We start from the raw sequence: 18,885 nt of genomic DNA, 5'->3' as shown, positions 1-18,885 counted from the left end.
ATGTCCGCCCTTCGCTCGCTGCTGCCCGCCCTGGCCGTAGCCCTCTGGCTAGGCCCCACCCCTAGCCCGGCCGCCGCGCCCACCTTGGCCCTAGGCCCGCCAACTGCCCCTAAGGCTGCTGCCCCCGCCAACCATCGGTCAGCGCTAGCTAAGGCCACCGCCCCGCGCATTGACCCCACCTATTGGTTTGTGGGCATGAAAAACCCTAAGCTACAGCTACTGGTGCACGCGCCCGGCATTGCGGGCAGCACCGCTACCCTAGGGGCCTATCCGGGCGTCACGCTCGACGGCTTTGAGAAGCTGGAGAGCGCTAATTATTTAATTGTTAATCTCACCATCAGCCCCGAGGCCAAGCCGGGCCAGCTCAAGCTGACATTTAAGGGGGCCAAGAGCCTGACGACCACCTACGAGCTGCGCCCGCGCAACCAAGACCCGGCGCGCACGCAAGGCCTCACGCAGGCCGACTTCATTTACATGCTGATGCCGGACCGCTTTGCGAACGGCGACCCCAAGAATGACGTCGTGAAGGGTACCCGCGAGCCGAGCATCGACCGCGGCGCCATGTTTGCGCGCCACGGCGGCGACCTCAAGGGCATCGAGCAGCACTTCGACTACCTGAAGGCCCTAGGGGCCACCGCCATCTGGCCCACGCCCATCGTGGAAAACGACATGCCCAAGGCCAGCTACCACGGCTACGCCGTTACGGACTGCTACCAGATTGACCCGCGCTACGGCACCAACGCTGAGTACGTGCAATTTGTGCAGCACGCGCACGCCCAAGGCTTTAAGGTGGTGCAGGACATCGTGCTCAACCACTGGGGCAGCTACAACTACTTGTTTCTGGACAAGCCAGCGGCCAACTGGTTTCACGAGTGGCCCAGCTTCACGCGCAGCAACTACAACGCCTACGCCCTCAACGACCCCCACGGCTCGCAGTACGACAAGAAGCGCTACAACGACGGCTGGTTTGACACCACCATGCCCGATGTGAACCAGAGCAACCCCTACGTGGCTACCTACCTCACCCAGAACTTCTTGTGGTGGGTGGAGAGCACCGGCCTCGACGGCTACCGCATCGACACCTACCCGTATTCGGAGCCGCACTTCCTGATGAGCTGGGGCAAGGCCATCATGGACGAGTACCCCAAGCTGACGCTCTACGGCGAGGCCTGGGAAGGCAGCACCGCCGAGCAGGCTTTCTACGCCCAAAACATCATGCAGCCGGTAGATGGGTTTAAGTCGAACCTGCCGGGCGTGCTCGACTTCATCACCACCTTCGCCATTGCCGATGCCCTCAAGGATGGCAACCTGGAGCACCTTTACCAGAGCCTGCAGAGCGACTGGCTATACGTGGATGCGACGCGCAACGTGACCTTCCTCGACAACCACGACATGAGCCGGTTCTACTCGGTGATTGGCGAGGATTTCAGCAAGTACAAGATGGGCCTGGCCTGGCTGCTGACGCTGCGTGGCATCCCGCAGCTGTACTACGGCACCGAGGTACTGATGAAGAACTTCTCGAACCCCGACGGCAAGGTGCGCGAGGACTTCCCCGGCGGCTGGGCGGGCGACTCGAAGAACTACTTTGTGAACCGGCCGGGGCAGGCGGGCGAGGCCTTCGACTACGTGAGCAAGCTGGCTTTATATCGGAAGTCGCACCCGGTATTGTCTTCCGGCAAGCTCATGCAGTTCATTCCGCAGGATGGGGTGTACACTTACTTCCGCTACACCGACGCGGGCTGCGTGATGGTGATGGCCAACGTGGGCAAGGAGGCGAAGACGGTAGATGGCGCGCGCTTTGCCGAGCGGACTTCGGGGTACTCGTCGGGCATGAACGTGGTGACGGGCGAGGCCGTGGGTGACTTGAAGAGCTTTAAGATACCGGCTCAGACGGCTTGGGTGGTGGAGTTGCGGAAGTAGGTTTGTTCTGACGTTTTTAGCCCGCAGAGGGCGCAGAGGATTTCGCAGAAGACGCAGAGCGCGACATGCACGAGAATGATATCTCTTATTTGATTCGAAAGGCCACCTTTACCATTCATAGTACCCTAGGGCCAGGGCTGCTCGAATCGGTGTATGAGACGCTAATGCGGCACGAGCTGCAAAAGGCAGGGCTGGCGGTAGAGTGCCAGGTAGGCCTACCCGTTCTGTACGATGGCCTGCGCCTTGAAAACGGCTTTCGCATGGATTTGGTGGTTGAGAAAGCAGTGGTAGTAGAATTAAAATCTGTGGAAAACCTGCTGGAAGTTCACCACAAGCAGCTCCTAACCTACCTCAAGCTCTCAGGCCACAAACTAGGCTTACTCATCAATTTCAACGTGCCTACCATAAAGGAAGGCATCTTCCGAAAAGTGAACGGGCTATAAGAACTCTGCGCCTTCTGCGAAATCCTCTGCGTCCTCTGCGGGCTAAAAACGTTCGCACCTCCCACCCACATGAAACTCCTCCTAGCCCTGCTACTCCCACTCGTGACCTACGCCCAAGACCCCAACACCACCGCCGAAACCCCGCAGGACCACAAGCTGCTCATCTACCAGCTGCTGCCGCGCCTGTTCGGCAACAAGGTGGCCCTGAACAAAACCTACGGCACCATCCAGGAAAACGGCTGCGGCAAATTCAACGACATCAACGACCTGGCCCTGACCCAAATCAAGGACATGGGCTTTTCGCACGTGTGGTACACCGGGGTGCTGGAGCACGCCACCATGACCGCCTACCCCGGCATACCGGCCGATGATGCTGACGTGGTGAAGGGCCGCGCCGGCTCGCCCTACGCCGTGAAGGACTACTACGACGTGGCCCCCGACCTAGCCGTGAACGTGCACGCCCGCATGGCCGAGTACGAAGCCCTCATCAAGCGCACCCACGCCCACGGCCTGCAGGTGCTCATGGACTTCATCCCCAATCACGTGGCCCGCTCCTACCACTCGGATGCCCACCCGGCCGGCGTGCAGGACCTAGGGGCGCAGGACGACAAAACCCAGGCCTTCGCGCCCAATAACAACTTCTACTACCTGCCCAACCAGCACTTTGTGGTGCCCGCCGGCTACAACCCCCTAGGGCCGCTGCAAGGGCCGCGCGAGGACGGCAAGTACGAGGAGTTTCCGGCTAAGGCCACCGGCAACGACGTATTCTCGGCCGCGCCCACTATCAACGACTGGTTCGAGACCATCAAACTCAACTACGGCGTGGACTACCTGCACGGCCACGCCACGCACTTCGACCCCATCCCGAATACCTGGCGCCAGATGCGCGACATCTTGGTGTTCTGGGCCCAGAAGGACGTGGACGGCTTCCGCTGCGACATGGCCGAGATGGTGCCCGTCGAGTTCTGGGCCTGGGTCATTCCCGAGCTGAAAAAGGTGAAGCCCAGCCTCGTGTTCATCGGCGAGGCCTACAACCCGCGCGAGTACGGCACCTACTTCACCAAGGGCCACTTCGACTACCTCTACGACAAAGTGGGCCTCTACGACGGCCTGCGCCGGCTGATGCGCCAGGAAGGCCGCACCGAGGACATCACCCACGTGTGGAGCCAGGAAAGCGCCGGCTTCGGCAGTAAGATGCTGCGCTTCCTGGAAAACCACGACGAGCAGCGCATCGCCAGCCCCGACTTCGCCACCGACCCGCGCCGCGCCATCCCGGCCATGACCGTGTCGGCCACCCTAGGCAGCGGGCCCGTCATGGTGTACTTCGGCCAGGAGGTGGGCGAGCCCGCGCGCGGCAATGAGGGCTTTTCGAGCGCCGACGGCCGCACCAGCATCTTCGACTACTGGGGCGTGCCCGAACACCAGAAATGGATGAACCAGGGCAAGTTTGACGGGGCCCGCCTGAGCGCCGAGCAGCAGCGCCTGCGCGATTTCTACGTGCGCCTGCTGCGTCTCGCGGGCAGCAGCGAGGCCATCCGGGCCGGCCAGTTCTACGAGCTGCAAGCGGCTAACAAGGCCGGCCAGGGCTACGACGCCAGCAAGCTCTACGCCTACCTGCGCTACACCCAGGGCCAGCAAGTGCTGGTGGTCGTCAACTTCAGCGACTCGCAAACCTACTCGCCCACCCTGGCCATTCCGCCCGCCGCCTGGCAGGCCATGGGCCTCGATGCCCAGCGCGCCTATACCCTGCGCGACCTGCTGGGCAATGGCCCGGCCCAGCCCGGCAACCACCCGGTGGCGCTGCCCCCCCTAGGGGCCCTGGTGCTGGAAATCAAGCCGCAATAGAGCGCAAATAACTTAGACTGAGGTATGTGGATGGTAGGCAAAAAGAACGTCATGCGGAGCCTGTCGAAGCATCTCTACCGAACAACCCCTAGGTGGCGCAGTAGAGATGCTTCGATAGGCTCCGCATGACGTTCTTTTCCAATTTTGAAACATGCTCTGAGTTATAAGTTCTTTGTTCCCAGTTCTACGCGCCACCAGCCGTAACTTTCAACTCCGCTTTTCCCACCCTTATTCGCCTTCCTCATGGCCGGCTCCTCCGTTACTCTCAATTCCTCCGGCTCGCGCGTGAAGCCGCGGCTCACGTTCTGGCAAATATGGAACATGAGCTTTGGCTTCATGGGCATCCAGTTTGGCTTTGCGCTGCAAAACGCCAACACCAGCCGCATCTTCTCCAACCTCGGGGCCAACGCCGACGACATCCCGATTCTGTGGGTGGCGGCGCCGCTCACGGGCCTCGTGGTGCAGCCCATCATCGGCTACTTGTCGGACCGCACCTGGAGCCCGCGCTGGGGCCGGCGGCGGCCCTTCTTCCTGGTGGGCGCCATTCTGGCGTCGCTGGCCATGCTCATCATGCCCAACTCGCCAGCCCTGTGGATAGCGGGCGGCATGTTGTGGATAATGGACGCCAGCATCAACATTTCGATGGAGCCGTTTCGGGCCTTTGTGGGCGATATGCTACCCAGCGAGCAGCACACCAGCGGCTTCGCCATGCAGTCGTTCTTCATTGGCATCGGGGCGGTGGTGGCCTCGCTGCTGCCCAGCATCCTCACCAGCCTGGGCGTGGCCAACGAAGCCCCCGACGGCATCGTGCCCAACTCCGTTAAGTTTTCCTACTACATCGGCGCGGCGGCCTTCTTCCTGTGCGTGGTGTACACAGTAGTAACCAGCCGCGAGTACCCGCCCGAAGACCTGGACGCCTTTGCGCGGGAAAAGAACAGCACCACCTTCTGGCAGGGCGTTCGGGAAACATTCTCGGGCGTGGCCCACATGCCCAAGGTGATGAAGCAACTCGCGCCGGTGCAGTTTTTCACCTGGTTCGGCCTGTTTTGCATGTGGATTTTTGCCACCCTGGCCGTTACCAAGCACCTCTACCACACCACCGATACCAAGTCGGCGGCCTTTAACGAGGGCGCTAACTTCGTGGGCCAGGCCTTCGCCATGTACAGCGGCGTGTCGGCCGCCTTTAGCCTGCTGCTGCCGATGGTGGCTCGCAAGCTCAACCGCAAGGTGACGCACCTGGTGTGCCTGGTGGCGGGCGGCCTGGGGCTGTTTTCCTTCGCCTTCATCACCGAGCCCTGGATGCTGCTGGTGGCCATGGTGGGCGTCGGCATCGCCTGGACGAGCATCCTGTCCATCCCCTACGCCATGCTGGCCGGCGCCATCCCAGCCAAGCAGATGGGGCACTTCATGGGCGTGTTCAACGGCTTTATCGTGCTGCCCCAGGTGTGCGCCTCCCTAGGCCTGCCGGCCCTGATGAAGCAGTTTCCCGCCCTCGACCCGCTCAACGTGGTGGTGCTGGGCGGCGTGCTGCTCATCATCGCGGGCCTGCTCACGCTGCGCGTAGACGACAACGAGGCCGCGCCCTTCCCCTTCGAGGACGAGCACGTGCGCGTAGGCTACGATGCGCTGGCCCGCGACAGCTCGCACCTGTAGGTCCTAGCCGGCCACGTAGCCTGCGCATTTCGCCCGCCCTGCCCGGATGCTAGCTGCACCGCGCAAGGCGGGCGAAATGCGTTTACCGCACCGCCTGCAGGTTTTTACCCAGCATATCCTCCCAGCGGTAGTAGTGGAAGGTTTTATTGTCGGACATAGCCACGAACAGGCCGTGCGGAAACTGCGCGTTCAGGGGCACGTTGGTGACGTCGGAGCCGTCGCTGAAATGGGCGGCCACGGGCACGGCGCGCAGCTCGGGGTGGGCGTTGGGGTCGGTGGCGGTGCCCTGGCGCGGGAAGAAGCGGAAAGTGCTGGCGCCCTGGTCGCTCACCAGGAGGTAGCCGGTGCGGGGGCCAGTTTTGTAGATGCTGATGCCCTCATGGTCTTCGGCAAAGCCGGTGCGGGCAAACAAGGCCAGCTCGGCGTTGCCCTTGGCTGGGTCGGCGTAGTACTTGCGCACGCCCACGCCCTCGTCGGAGTAGTAGATGAAGCCCAGCTCGTTATCGACGGCGATGGACTCGATTTCCTTCTTGCCGCTCCAGGTGCCGAAGGTGCGCACCAGCGTCATGGTGAGTTGGCCCTGGCCGTCGTCGGCGAGGCGGTACTGGGTCAGGTAGCCCTCCCTAGGGCCGGTTTTGCGCCCCACCACGGCAAACATGGCCCCATCGCTGGGCCGGGTGTAGATGGCGATGCCCATGGGCATCCGCTCCTCGGCCGGCGCGCCCGCAAATACGGCCAGGTTGCCGTAGTCGAGCGGGTGCATATCGGGCAGGCGGTAGGCGCGCAACAGGCCGGTTTCGCGCTCAGTGACGAGAGCAAAATCGGTAGGCTGGCCCCCTAGGGGCAGGCCGTAGGCCAGGTCCACGTTGTTGGGGCGCTTGAGGCCGTGCACGGTTTTGCCGGGCACTTCCTTGCCTTGCAGGTCGAATACGTACAGGCCGCCGTCCGAATCCTTATCGGTGCCGATGACCAGACTCCGGGCCGGGTCTTGGGCATTGACCCAGATGGCGGGGTCGTCGGTGTCGTAGCGCACGGGCTGGGTCACGACCACTGGGCGCACCACGCCGGGCCCGGTGTTGGTGCCGTCGGCGGCGAGGGCGGCCGGCGTACTGCTGGTGGCCTGGGCGGCGTGCTGGCAGCCGGTGGGCAGCAGCACCAGGGGGCCTAGGGCCAGGGCCAGCGCGGCGGGCAGGCGGAGGGTGGCGAAGAGCATAAGGTAATTAGGCAGAATGAAAATATAACGAGTCGCCCGGAGGAGACCTCACCCCCGGCCCCTCTCCTTCGGGAGAGGGGAGCCACGGCGGCCCCAAGCGGTAATCGTCAGGCTCCCCTCTCCCGAAGGAGAGGGGCCGGGGGTGAGGTTAAGCGCAAAGGGCAATATGTAACGACCGGGGCCCTAGGGTTACTGCTGGTTGCCCACGTTGCCCGATTGGTAGGCGCCCGCGTCGGGGCCGGGCAGGCTGGGGGTGGGCGTGAACAGGCCGCGCACCGAGAGGCCGCCCACCGCATTGAGGGGCACGCAGGCGGTGCTGCCCTTGCTGAGGGCCGGCGAGCTGCCTTGCAGGCGCAGGTTGCTGGTAGGGTTCAAGAAGTTGGCCTGCTGCATGGCGGCGCTGGGAGCGGCGGTGGTGCCGGCGGCGGTGCTCAGGTCGGCCAGCACAAATTTGGGGTCGTTGGCGCCGGCCGTGCCGCGCGTGTCGTGGGGCTGGTTGGCCGTGACCGAGCCGGCCGTGGCGGCGTTGAACTCGGCTACCTGGTAGCTGCTGTTGCCGTAGTAGTACTGGTTGTCGTATTTGATGTTGGTCAGGTCGGGCGGCGAGTCGGAGCGCAGGCGCAGGCCGAAGCGGCAGTTGACAATCAGGTTATTGTAAATCTGGCCGGCGGCCTGCACCTCGTAGTTGATGGAGCCGCCGCGGCCCGACTTGGTTTGGCGGTAGCCGCAGTTGAGGTAGGTGTTGTTGTAGGTGGCCACGTTGGCCTGCACCGGCGCGGCGGCCACCGAGGCCACCTTGCTGCCGTTGGTGGCCACGCCCACGAAGGTATTGTAGGCCACGTCGCCCACGCAGCCGGCCTTGAGGTTGATGCCCTCGCCGCCGGTTTTGCCACACTTCTCGAAGCGGCTGCGCATGATGCTGAACTTGCAGCTTTGCAGGCGCATCATGTCATCGACGCTGCCGTAGAAGTAGCTGTCTTCGATAACGCACATAGCGGTGGTTTTCTTGGCCAGCATCGACACGCCGTACTTGGGGTCGCCGGCCGCGTAGCCGGTGGGGGCGTTGGCGCCGTAGGGGCCGCCCACGTAGCCCAGCTGCGTCCAGCGCAGCACCAGCAGCGAGGCGCCGTCGGCGTTGATGCCGCCCCAGTAGCCCTTAAAGGCGGGGTCGGTGGCCACGGCCTGGGCCTGGGTGGGGTCGCCCTTAAGGTTGTCGGCGATAGTCATCACCACCGGCGCGGCCTTGGTGCCCAGACTCAGCAGCGTGCCATTCACCACAAAGCCGGGGTTGTTGCTGGCCTGCCCGAAGGTGCCGGGCGACTTGGGCTTGCCAATCACCAGAATCTTTACACCCGGCTGCAGCAGCAGCGTGTCGCCGTCGTTTACGGTCACGTCGCCCACCATGTAGTAGGGTGCCGTGCGCCCGGCAATGGTGCCCTTGAGGGGGCTGCGTAGCGTGTCGCCGCTGAATGCCTGCCCCACCGTTTGCACGGGCGCGGCAATGTCGATGATATCCTCGCAGGAGCTGGTGAGCAGCGCGGTGCCGAGCAGCAGCGCGGCGGCCGGCCCTAGGGTAGTAAAGCGCATAGTAGACAGGTTGTTCTGGTGGGCGCCTCACCCCCCGGCCCCCTCTCCTTCAGAGAGGGGGAGCCACGGTGGCGCGGGCATTTATTTTATTAGGTAGTCGACTGGCTCCCCCTCTCTGAAGGAGAGGGGGCCGGGGGGTGAGGCGCCCCGCGAAGGACGACCCATCCTGCAGAGGCTACCTTAAAACCGGAAGCGCAGGCCGGCCAGGTAGTAGGCGCGGTAAGTTTGGTTGATGACGGCCACGCGGTCGGCGCGGTCCTGGTAGGGGAAGGCCGTGGTGGCGGGGCTGCCGGCCGAGGCGGGCGCGCCGGGCGCCAGAATATCCACCTGGTAGGGCGTGTTGAGCAGGTTCTGCACCTTCACGTAGGCCGTCAGGCTATGGGCTTTGTCGGCCCGGCTCAGGCGCTTCTCGGCCGAAAAGTCGAGCTGCGATTGTGCCCGCTGCCAGTAGTCGAGGCCCAGGTACTGGCCCACCTGCACGATGCGGGCGCCAGTGTACACGTAGGCCAGCTGCACGTCGAGCCCTAGGGCCGGGTTCTTATACAAGAGCGAAGCGTTGGCCACGTGCTTGGCCTGGCCTTGCAGGGGGCGCTTCTGAGGCACACTCAGGCTGGCATCGTCGGCGGTGGCGTTGCGGGCCTTTAGGGTCGTGATTTCGGAGTGCGTGAAGGTGTAGTTGGTGGACAGCCCCAGGGGCCCGAAGAACTTGACGCCCACCCACTCGAAGCCGTAGTTGGTGGCCGTGCCGAAGTTGCTGGGCTGGTACACCGTCACGGTGGTGTTGGGCAGCGCCACCAGGGCGTACTCAATCGGGTTTTGCAGGTTCTTGTAGAACGCGCCCACCATCACCTGGTCGTTGCCGGCCCCAAACAGCTCGTAGCGCAAGTCCAGGTTCTGGGCCTTGGTGTGCAGCAGGTAGGGGTTGCCGGCCTCGGGGTAGATGTTGCTCTCACTCACGCTGCCCGCGTTGTTGTGGGGCGTCAGCTCGAAGAAGCTGGGGCGGCTGAGGCTGGCGAAGTACGAGGCGCGCAGGTTTTGGCGGGCGCTCAGGGCGTAGCGCAGGTGCAGGCTGGGTAGCCAGTCGGTGTAGAGCTGGCGGCCCTTGTAGGCGGCCTCCGTGATGGGCAGGCTGGTGAGGTAGGCTTGGTTGGTGTGCTCGGCGCGCAGGCCGCCCAGCACTTCCCAGGCGCCGCGCGCCAGCCGCAGCTGCCCGTAGCCGGCCGCGATTTTCTCGGTGGCCGAGTAGTTGTTGTTGCCCACGTAAATGCCCTGCGGGTTGAACACCGAGTAAGGCTCCGAGCTGATGTCCTGCTCGTTGCTGGCCAGCTGGCCCGAGGCGCGCAGCTGGTAGCTCAGGTAGTGGTTCACGCGGTCCTTGTCGCGGTAGAGGCCCCCTAGGCCCAGCTCCAGGCCCTCAGCCAGCTGGTACTTCAGGTTGAGGTAGGCGGCCTTGTCCTGGTCGGTGTTGTCGAGCCAGATGCGGCTCACGTCCTGCCAGCGATTGCCGGCGGTGGTCAGCTTCAGGTCCTGCTCAGCTACATCGGGCACGTTGTTGGCCGCCCGCGAATACACCGCCGACCAGTTCACGCTCAGGCGGTCGGTCAGCTGGTGGTCGCCCTGCAGGGTGCCGTTGGCGATGCTCTGGCGCTGCAGGCGCGAGCGCAGGCGGCGGTCCACGTCGGGGCGGGCCATGCCCTTGTAGGTGGTATCGGTTTCGAAGCGGGCCTGGGCCTCGTCGAGCTGCAGGTAGGCGCCGTAGAAGCGCAGCGTGTTGCGGCTGTCGAGGCGGTAGTCGAGCTTGGCGTTCAGCCCTAGGCGCTCCTGCCGGGTCGAGTACTGCTGCACGTGCAGGGTGCGCAGCACGGGGTAGTTGTCCTGGGTGATGCCCGTTTCGTAGAAGTAGCCGTCCGAGCCGCGGGTCTGGGCCTGGTACGAGCCGGCCAGCAGCACCCCCAGGCGCTGGTTTTGGCCGTAGCGGCTGCCAAAGGTGAGGTTGCCGAGCAGGTTGGGTAGGGCGGTTTTGTTGGAAAACTTCGCCCACGGAAAGTCGCCTAGGGTGGCCTGGTAGTCCGAGCCGTTACGGGCGGCCGGCGACTGCCGGTTGATGGCGCCGCGGTCGAAGCTCAGGAGCGAGCGGTCGAAAAACAGCTGCCCGTAGCCCGTGCCCAGCTGCCCCGACCAGGTGCGCTCGGCGGGCGCGTCCTTCATCACCAGGTTCACCACCCCGCCGATGGCGTCGCCTTCCATGCTGGGCGTTAGGGCCTTGGTTACTTCCAGGCGCTGCAGCAGGTCGGCCGGGAAGATGTCGAGCGGCACGTAGCGGTTGTAGGGGTCGGGGCTGGGAATCTTGATGCCGTTGACCAGCGTGTAGTTGTAGCGCTTGTCCATGCCGCGCAGGATGGCGTAGCGCCCGTCGCCGTTGGTGCTGCGCTCCAGCGTCACGCCCGATACGCGCTGTAACACGTTGGCCACCTGGATATCGGGCGACACCTGAATGGCCTGGGCCGATACCACGTTCACGATGCTCGGCGCCAGCTGCTCGGCGCGGCGGGCGGTGGTTTCGCCCTCGGGGTCGCGCCGGCCCTGTACGGTCACCTCCTCCAGGGCGTTGTCTTTATCGCGCAGGCGCAGGCTCAGCACCTGGTCGGGCTGCGCGGTGGTCAGCGACACGTGCTGGCTGTGCACCTGGTAGCCCACAAACTGGCTGGCCAGCTCGTACTCGCCGGCCGGCACGTTGCGCAGCACGAAGGTGCCATCGAGCTGCACCTGGGCGTTGTGCGGGGTGCCCTGCAGGTGCACGATGGCGCCCACCAGCGGCTCGCCGGTGCGGGCGTCCATCACCCGCCCCCGAATGGTACCCGCCAGCACCGAAAGCGGCAAAAAAAGCAGCCCACAGAAAGCCGAGTAGAGTGGTCTCATTATTAGCACATTAGAAATTAGACCTAATCGAATGCAAAGGTCTTCTCTATGCCGGGTGGCCGCCAAGCGGCGCGAGCAGCCGGGCGGCGCGCGGCCGGGCCAGCAATGGGACGATACCTAGCCACCACGCTTTACAGCGCGCTTATTCATTGCATTAAATCATGTTTTTATCATTGCATTAAGAACTACCGAGCCTTCTTAACACTAACGTAGCCTAGGGGCCACAAACGAACATTACCGCGCCATTACAGGCATATTATCAGCTTATTACCTCCTCTACCAACGGGTGCGCCAGTCAAGCGGCGCGGCACTTCTGCCAAGGTTATCAAATTGTATCCTAACTAGAAGGCGCCGGCGCCGGGCTCTACTTTCGCCGCCAGGTAGCCCCTAGGGGCTTTTCAGATTCGGCGATGCGTAGCGTACAAGAAGGAATGAGGCGGCAACTGCGGCGCGTGGGCGCGCTGCTGGCACTGCTGGGCGCGCAGCAGGTGGCGGTGGGCCAGGCCGCGCACCCCAGCCCTTGGGCTACGGCCGCGCCAACTGCGCTGCCGCCCCCGGCCAGCCTCAGCAAAGGCGTGTGGCTGAAGGGCGACCTGCACGTGCACTCGCGCCACAGCAAGGAGTCTTCCAACAACCCGGTGGGCAAGATTGTGGCCTTTGCGCAGTCGGTGGGCATGGACTACCTGGCCATTACCGACCACGACAACCACGTGGATGGCGACGTGGCCCACCACACCTGGGCCGACCCCGAGTTTCAGGCCAGCCCCCTGCTGATGCTCTACGCCGCCGAGTGGACCACCGTGCGCGGCCACGGCAACGCCCTCTCGGCCCGGCCCTACGACCACCAGCGCCTCTACGATGTGCGCGACCAGCGCGACGTAGTGGTGGGCGCCGTCAAGAAGCAGCTGGACATCCACCTCTCGGGCAACCACCCCAGCGGCAAAGACCACTTTGGCTACTCCTACGACATGCTGGAGTCGCTGGAAGTGTGGAACTCCGTCATTTGGGCCAACAACGCCAACGCCCAGATGATATGGGACGACATGCTCTCGTCGGGCCGCCGGCTGACGGGGCGGGGTGGCAGCGACGCTCACCACGGCCGCCCCGCCACCCCCGCCGAGGCCACGCCCAACAGCCCCCAGGCCGAGGCCAACTACGTGGGCACGCCCACCACCTGGGTGTTTGCCACCGCCCGCACCACCCAGGCCGTGGTGGACGCCCTCACCGCCGGCCGCGTGTCGGTGAGCATGAACCCCTTTGCCCCTAGGGTCGAGTTCACGGCCGACCTCAACCAGGACGGCCAGCCCGACCTGATGATGGGCGACAACGCCCTGGCTACCGGCCAGCCGGTGCGGTTTCGGGTGCAGCTGGCGGGCCCGGTGCCAGCCGGCGCCACCTACACCGTGCGCGTGGTGAAGAACGGCAACCCCCTGGATACCTTGCAGCTAGCCGGCAAGCGCCCCGCTGTAGAATTCACCGACACCCCGGCCGCCACCGGCCGCACCTACTACCGCGTGCTGGTGGAAGGCCCGCCCACCCCCTACCCCCAGGTACCCAAGTCGATGGCCCTAAGCGCCCCCATGGTGGGCTTCTCCAACCCCATTTACTTCAATCTCGACCCCAATTTTTAGCGGCAAGCCGGCGGCGATGCAGCGCGCCTACTCCTCGTGGCCCGGCAGGGCCCTAGGGACGGTGGCGGCTTGCTGCTTGTCCTCCAGGGCCAGCCGGGCTTGCTCGGCGGCCGAGGGGTGCAGCTGAAACTTGCTCAGGTCGGGCTGCCCGGCATCGACCCAGGCCGTGTACCAGCAGGCCCCGATGAGGCGCGCGGCGTAGCGCAGCTGGCGCTCTACCTGGCCCCCCAGGCGGCGGTGGTAGGCCTGGCTGAACTCGCGCGAGTACACCCGCACGGTGCGGTTACCGCGCAGCTCGTAGGCGTACTTGCGGTCCTCGCTCAGCTCCTGGCTGACCAGGTGCTCCATAGCAAAAACCGAATCGACGGCGGCGTGGGCGCGGGCCACGGCCGCCCAGGCGGCCTCGGTGGGGCGCTCCAGGTACGGCGCCTGGCCCGTCAGCAAATCGTAGCTCTCGGCATTCAGCTCGGGCAGCCGCGACTCCCAGAGGCCGTGGATACCGGTTTGGCCCGTGAGCTGGCCGTTGTAGTTGCGGGTGGTGTGCAGGGGCACGCAGGCATCGGCCACGTAGTGCCCCAGGTCGGCCGCCAAGCGCAAAATCTGGTCGGCGTCGCGGGCTGCAAAGGCGGCTTGCAGCTGGCGCTCCATGCGGGCTATTTGCCAGGGCACGATGCCGTGGCGCAGCAGCGAGTCCTCGCCGCCCACGCGGGCTACGGCGTCGGCGTAGGCCCTAGGCAAGCCGCGGCCGTGGGTAGTCAGGGCGCTGTCGCCGTAGGCATCCACGTCCAGAAAGTGGCGCGGGGCCTCGCCGGGCACCAGCGTGCGGCGCGCGTCGGGCCGGGTGGCGTTGGCGGTGAGGTACTCAATGTTGGCCTTGAAGAAGGGCAGCATCTCGGGCGGCAGCGTGTACACGGCCAGCCGGTTCAGCAGCCGGTGGCCGTAGAAGCCCCAGGCCTGGGCGCGGTAGGTGAGCAGGCACAACCACGCCAGGCCCAGCCAGCTACCCAGGCGTAGGGAGAATTTCATCCCCCCAAGATAGCTACAGACGCTCGAGCTTAGTAAACAGGCCGCGGCGCGGGGGCCGGGTAGCGAGCACCAGCATCCGGTCGAAGTTGCGCTGCACGTAGCGCGGCTGGGCGCTGTGCTGCTCGAAGCGCTCGATTACTTCCCGCTCGTGCCGCTGGCTGTAGCGCGACCAGCGTACCATATTGCCCACGAAGTAGACGGCTATCATCGTGGCAGATACCACTTGCGCCCCGGCCACAAAACGGCCTGCCGATGGGTTGGGGTTGGCAGCGCCTATGATGGCCGAGGGCAGCAAAGCGCCCTCGAGCAGCCCCACGAAGCGCCCGCCCCGGCGGTTGTAGCGAAATACCCGGTGCAGCACGGCTACGCTGTCTTCATGCGTCAGGATGGGGCGGGCACTGGGCGCGGCGGGCGCTTGCTGGGCGTGACCGGGCAGCAGGTTGCCCATTCCGAGCAGCGCTGCAACTAGTAAGAGTAATTTCATAGCCAGCAGAGGTTTAGGTAACACTGTCCGTTCGCCGCTGCTAAGCTACACTCTATTAGCAGCCTTACCAAACTCGCCGCCGCACCAAAAAGGGCAGCACCTTCCGGCACTGCCCTTTTCAAGCTACTACTACCCCTAGGGCCTAGCGCCGCCCCGCGCCCACCGGAAACTTCATGCGGTACTCGTGGTGCACGTCGCCCTTGCTGATGCGGGCCAGCTTGCCTTTCAGCAACTGCTTTTTGAAGGCCGAGAGCTTGTCGGTAAACAGCACACCCTCCAAGTGGTCGTACTCGTGCTGAATGATGCGGGCCGTCATGCCCGAGAAGCCTTCCTCGTGCACCTGGCGGTTTTCGTCCTCGTAGCGCAGCACAATGTCAGGGCAGCGGTGCACTAGCTCCCGGATGCCGGGAATGCTCAGGCAGCCTTCCTCGAAGCCCCATTCCTCGCCGGTTTCGCTCACCATGCGCGGGTTGATAAAGGCGCGCTTCACGGCGGGCTCGGGGGCTTCGTCGCTGGGCTCGTCGTCCTCGTCGGGCGTCACCATCGGGCCCGAGTCGATAACGAACAGCCGCACGGCCTTGCCAACTTGGGGCGCGGCCAGGCCCACGCCGTGGGCCGAATACATGGTTTCGAACATATCCTGCACCAACTGGTGCAGCTCGGCGGGCGAGAAATCGGCGGGTAAGTCCTTGGCGCGGGTTTTTAGCACCGGGTCGCCCACCGCCACTATCGGATAAATCATTGTCGAAGAGGGGATTCTAAATAAGATTGCAGAATAAGCGCCGCACTCACCTTGTCAACGGTAGCCTTGTTTTGGCGGGCTTTGCGCCCTAGGCCCCCGGCCAGCATGGCCTGCTTGGCCAGGCGCGAAGTAAAGCGCTCGTCGATTTCGTGCACCGTTACGGTAGGCGGCAGCTCGCGGCGCAGGCGGCGCAGCAGCCCCACCACGGCGCTGGTCGAGTCGGTGGCTTCGCCCAGCAGCGTGCGCGGCATGCCCACCACCACGGCCGCCAGCGGCTCGCGCTGCTGGTAGTCGAGTACAAACTTCATTACATCTTGGCTATGAATGGTATCCAGGGGCGAGGCGATGAGCTGCAGCGGGTCGGTAATGGCCAGCCCCACGCGCTTGTGGCCGTAGTCGAGGGCAAGAATGCGGCCGGGCGTGGGCATGGGTAAAGGGGGCAAGTGAGGGGCGCAACGTGAACCGGAAGCGGTAGCTAACACCAACCTAGCCTGAGCGTTTGCGCCCCGCAAAGATACGACCGGGGCTTGCGGGGCCGCCGGGGCCTAGGAAACGCGCCGCCTAGGGTGCTTAGGCTTTTCAAATAAAAAATAAGGACTTAACCAGAAAACGCTGCTTTCCTGCGCAGCAACAGCGGCGCTATAGTGGAAGTGCAATAAATTTGGGTGCTACCGCCAGAAATTCCTGCTTGAGTTAAATTTTACGACGCGCCTTTTGTCCATGTCCGCCCCTTTGCTGCCCCCTGGTGCCCCCACTGCTGTGCCCGCCCGCCCCCGGCGGCGCTGGCTGCGCGTGGCGGTGCTGCCAGCGCTCACGCTGGGCATTGGCATCATCTTGGGCACCAATCCGTTCCGGCCCCACTCCGACAACCCTGACGCGGTGGCCCGCGGCTACCTGCGCTACAAGGAAATCCTGACGGCCATCGACCGCGACTACGTGGACACGGTGGACGCCGACGCGCTGAGCGACTACGCCGTGGCGCAGCTGCTGGGCCACCTCGACCCGCACTCGACCTACATTCCAGCCCGCGAGCGCGACCAAACCGATGCCTTTTTGCAAAGCTCGTTCGACGGCGTGGGGCTGGATTTCTTTATGTTTCGCGATACGGCCACGGTGTCGGTGGTGCTGCCCGGTGGGCCGGCGGCGGCGGCCGGCGTGCAGCCCGGCGACCAGCTTTTGCGCGTGGGCCCGGCCGCCGTGGCGGGCCAGCAGTTGGCAGCCGGGCCGCTGGGCCAGCTGCTGCGAGGCCCTCGGGCCAGCACGGTGGCCCTAGGCCTGCTGCGCCACCACGAGCCCCTGACCCTGCACCTCACCCGCAGCCGCTTGCCCAATGCTTCCGTGGAGCCGGGCGTGCTGCTGGAAGACGGCCAAACGGGCTACCTCAAGGTAACGCGCTTTGCGGCTACCACTTACGAGGAGTTTAAAGCCCAGCTGGCCGACTTGCAGCGCCAGGGCGTGAAGCGCCTAGTACTGGACTTGCGCGGCAACCCCGGCGGCTACCTCGACCGGGCCACCCGCCTGGCCGACGAGTTTATCGGCGGCTCGCGCAAACTGGTGTACACCCTGGGCAAGGAAGAGCAGTACGCCAGCCAAACCTACGCCCGCGTGGCCGGCGACTGGGAGCAGCAGCCGCTGGTGGTGCTGGTGGATGAGCACAGCGCCTCGGCGGCCGAGGTGCTGGCCGGCGCCTTGCAAGACCACGACCGCGCCCTGCTGGTGGGCCGCCGCACCTTCGGTAAGGGCCTGGTGCAGCAGCCCGTGCAGCTGCAGGATGGCGGCGAGCTGCGCCTCACGGTGGCGCGCTACTACACGCCCGCCGGCCGCTGCATCCAGAAGCCCTACGGCCCCGACCGTGCCGCCTACCAGCGTGAATTAGCTGAGCGCCAGCGCCGCCCCGAGCTAACCCTAGCCGACAGCGCCCACCTCGACCCCGCTCTGCGCTTCCGCACCGACCACGGCCGGGTGGTGTACGGCGGCGGCGGCATTATGCCCGATGTGCTGGTGCCGCACGATACCCTAGGGCACTCGGCCTACTACCAGCGGCTACTGGCCAGCGGCGCGGCGGGCGCCTACGCCGTGCGCTTCTACCAGCAGCACAAGGTGGAGCTGGCGGGCCTGCGCTTTGCGCAGTACCAAGCCGTTTTCCGCATCAGCGATGCCGAGCTGGACGGCCTGATGCGCCTGGCGGCCCGCGCCGGGGTGCCGGCCAGTTTGCCGGCGCTGCGCACGTGCGCGCCGGCGCTGCGCAGCTACCTCAAAGCCAGCATTGCCCGCACCGCCTACGGCCCCGAGGCCGCCCGCACCGTGCTGCGCGACACTGACCCCGAGCTGCAGCAGGCCCTGCACGTGGTGCAAGACAGTACCGCCCAGCTGGCACTACTGGGCGGGCGCTAGGGCGGCGCCGGCCGCCTAAGCGCGCCGAGCAGGCCTAGGCCCCCCCCGGATGCCCAAGGCCCTCACTCCGCGCCCCGGCGCAGGTCGGCCGGGTCGGGCTGGTGCTCCAGCAGGTCGGCCGGCTGGCAGTCTAGTGCCTGGCAGATGGCAGCCAGCGTGCTGAAGCGCACGGCCTTGGCCTTGCCGCTTTTCAGGACGGACAGGTTGGCCAGGGTAATGCCCACTGCTTCGGCCAGGGCACTCAGCGACATCTTACGCCGGGCCAGCATCACGTCGAGGTTTACAACGATGGGCATCAGATAACGAGTTCAGCTTCCTGGCTTAGCACTACCCCGCGCCGGTACACGGCCGCGATGACGGACAGCATAAATCCCACCTGAAAGCCCGGCAGCTCTTCGGTACTCAGCTGCACGTAGTGATTGAGCGAGCTGGCCACGCCCACCGCCCGAAAAGCCGGCACCAAAGCCAGCACGCACGCCTGGGCCGCGTAGTCCCAGAGGCTCAGGCCCAGCACGAGCAGCGCTAGCCGGGCCAGGCGGCGCGCGTTGGCCTCGGTAAAGGGTGTTTCGGGAGTTACGTCCTGCACCAGCTTCAGCAGCAGCCAACTCCCGTATATCCAGAACAGTAGCCCCGGCACCGATACAGCGCCCGGCAGCGCCCCTAGGGCCAGCAGCGCCAGCCGCTTTGGGGCGCTGGGCTCGGGGTAGCGCAGCAGCGGGGTAATGGGGTTGGCTACCAAGTCGAACGCCCGGCCGGGCGCCAGCTGCAGCGCGGGCAGCTTATCCCAGGCCGAGTGGCGCGGCTGGTGCTTGGCGCCATCTTCGTATCCCGCCTGCATCGCATACCAGAACTCGAACTGCGCGGGCCGGTCGGTGCGCAGGCTCAGGCGCACTACTGAGTCGGTAGCGGCATCAGCCATTCCTCCTAGTAGTACCAACGTGAGCCCACACCCAACAAACAGAAAAATACCCGCCAGGATGCGCGCAAACCGCAACGCCCAGGTGAAAGAGGAAATAGCCATACAGATG

The 18,885-nt window shown here is 65.0% G+C and carries 15 protein-coding genes; 6 read left to right on the top strand and 9 right to left on the bottom strand.

The annotated features are described in order from the left end of the window. From HHL22_RS12770 to HHL22_RS12755, 4 genes are all read left to right on the top strand, one after another. Entirely contained in the window at positions 1-1,920 is a 1,920-nt protein-coding gene (locus HHL22_RS12770) for a glycoside hydrolase family 13 protein (protein WP_169531744.1), read from the top strand. Between the two features lie 89 nt (positions 1,921-2,009). After that, positions 2,010-2,363 carry a GxxExxY protein gene (locus tag HHL22_RS12765; RefSeq protein WP_394354455.1) on the top strand — a complete coding sequence of 118 codons (354 nt, stop codon included), beginning with the start codon at positions 2,010-2,012 and terminating at the stop codon, positions 2,361-2,363. 69 nt (positions 2,364-2,432) lie between these two features. Then, complete coding sequence (locus tag HHL22_RS12760; protein WP_169531742.1) at positions 2,433-4,208, top strand: alpha-amylase family glycosyl hydrolase; 1,776 nt, start codon at positions 2,433-2,435, stop codon at positions 4,206-4,208. Positions 4,209-4,451: 243 nt separating this feature from the next. Next, a complete protein-coding gene (locus HHL22_RS12755; RefSeq protein WP_206680721.1) occupies positions 4,452-5,861 on the top strand; it encodes an MFS transporter in 1,410 nt (469 codons plus the stop codon). A gap of 82 nt (positions 5,862-5,943) precedes the next feature. Here the strand turns inward: HHL22_RS12755 and HHL22_RS12750 are convergent, their stop codons facing one another. From HHL22_RS12750 to HHL22_RS12740, 3 genes are all read right to left on the bottom strand, one after another. Further along, positions 5,944-7,074 carry a phytase gene (locus HHL22_RS12750; RefSeq protein WP_169531741.1) on the bottom strand — a complete coding sequence of 377 codons (1,131 nt, stop codon included), beginning with the start codon at positions 7,072-7,074 and terminating at the stop codon, positions 5,944-5,946. Between the two features lie 189 nt (positions 7,075-7,263). Continuing rightward, positions 7,264-8,661: a hypothetical protein gene (locus HHL22_RS12745; RefSeq protein ID WP_169531740.1), complete on the bottom strand. Its 1,398-nt coding sequence runs from the start codon at positions 8,659-8,661 to the stop codon at positions 7,264-7,266. 180 nt (positions 8,662-8,841) lie between these two features. Beyond that, positions 8,842-11,580, bottom strand: a complete 2,739-nt coding sequence (locus tag HHL22_RS12740; RefSeq protein WP_169531739.1) for a TonB-dependent receptor — start codon at positions 11,578-11,580, stop codon at positions 8,842-8,844. 431 nt (positions 11,581-12,011) lie between these two features. Here HHL22_RS12740 and HHL22_RS12735 point away from each other — a divergent pair, with 431 nt between their 5' ends. Beyond that, the gene (locus tag HHL22_RS12735) at positions 12,012-13,211 is read left to right on the top strand and encodes a CehA/McbA family metallohydrolase (protein WP_169531738.1); all 1,200 of its coding nucleotides are present in this window, start codon (positions 12,012-12,014) and stop codon (positions 13,209-13,211) included. Between the two features lie 27 nt (positions 13,212-13,238). Here the strand turns inward: HHL22_RS12735 and HHL22_RS12730 are convergent, their stop codons facing one another. The 4 genes from HHL22_RS12730 to ruvX form a co-directional block, all read right to left on the bottom strand. Next, entirely contained in the window at positions 13,239-14,237 is a 999-nt protein-coding gene (locus HHL22_RS12730) for a zinc dependent phospholipase C family protein (RefSeq protein ID WP_169531737.1), read from the bottom strand. Between the two features lie 13 nt (positions 14,238-14,250). Beyond that, positions 14,251-14,721 (bottom strand): hypothetical protein, encoded by a 471-nt coding sequence (locus HHL22_RS12725; RefSeq protein ID WP_169531736.1) that lies wholly within the window; start codon positions 14,719-14,721, stop codon positions 14,251-14,253. Positions 14,722-14,863: 142 nt separating this feature from the next. Continuing rightward, entirely contained in the window at positions 14,864-15,463 is a 600-nt protein-coding gene (gene def, locus HHL22_RS12720; RefSeq protein WP_169531735.1) for a peptide deformylase, read from the bottom strand. Further along, positions 15,460-15,891, bottom strand: a complete 432-nt coding sequence (gene ruvX, locus HHL22_RS12715; RefSeq protein WP_169531734.1) for a Holliday junction resolvase RuvX — start codon at positions 15,889-15,891, stop codon at positions 15,460-15,462. Before ruvX ends, def begins: the two co-directional genes overlap by 4 nt. A gap of 292 nt (positions 15,892-16,183) precedes the next feature. Between ruvX and HHL22_RS12710 the strand changes: the two genes are divergently transcribed. After that, entirely contained in the window at positions 16,184-17,857 is a 1,674-nt protein-coding gene (locus HHL22_RS12710) for a S41 family peptidase (RefSeq protein WP_169531733.1), read from the top strand. Positions 17,858-17,919: 62 nt separating this feature from the next. Here HHL22_RS12710 and HHL22_RS12705 read toward each other — a convergent pair whose 3' ends face one another. Beyond that, positions 17,920-18,153: a helix-turn-helix domain-containing protein gene (locus HHL22_RS12705; protein ID WP_169531732.1), complete on the bottom strand. Its 234-nt coding sequence runs from the start codon at positions 18,151-18,153 to the stop codon at positions 17,920-17,922. Continuing rightward, positions 18,153-18,878, bottom strand: a complete 726-nt coding sequence (locus tag HHL22_RS12700) for a DUF2975 domain-containing protein (protein WP_169531731.1) — start codon at positions 18,876-18,878, stop codon at positions 18,153-18,155. Before HHL22_RS12700 ends, HHL22_RS12705 begins: the two co-directional genes overlap by 1 nt. Positions 18,879-18,885: the final 7 nt, after the last annotated feature.

Origin of the sequence: Hymenobacter polaris, from assembly GCF_012927305.1 — a bacterium.
GTDB lineage: Bacteria > Bacteroidota > Bacteroidia > Cytophagales > Hymenobacteraceae > Hymenobacter > Hymenobacter polaris.
Note: the sequence above shows the minus strand (reverse complement) of the source record. Positions and strands in the feature narration are given on the sequence as shown.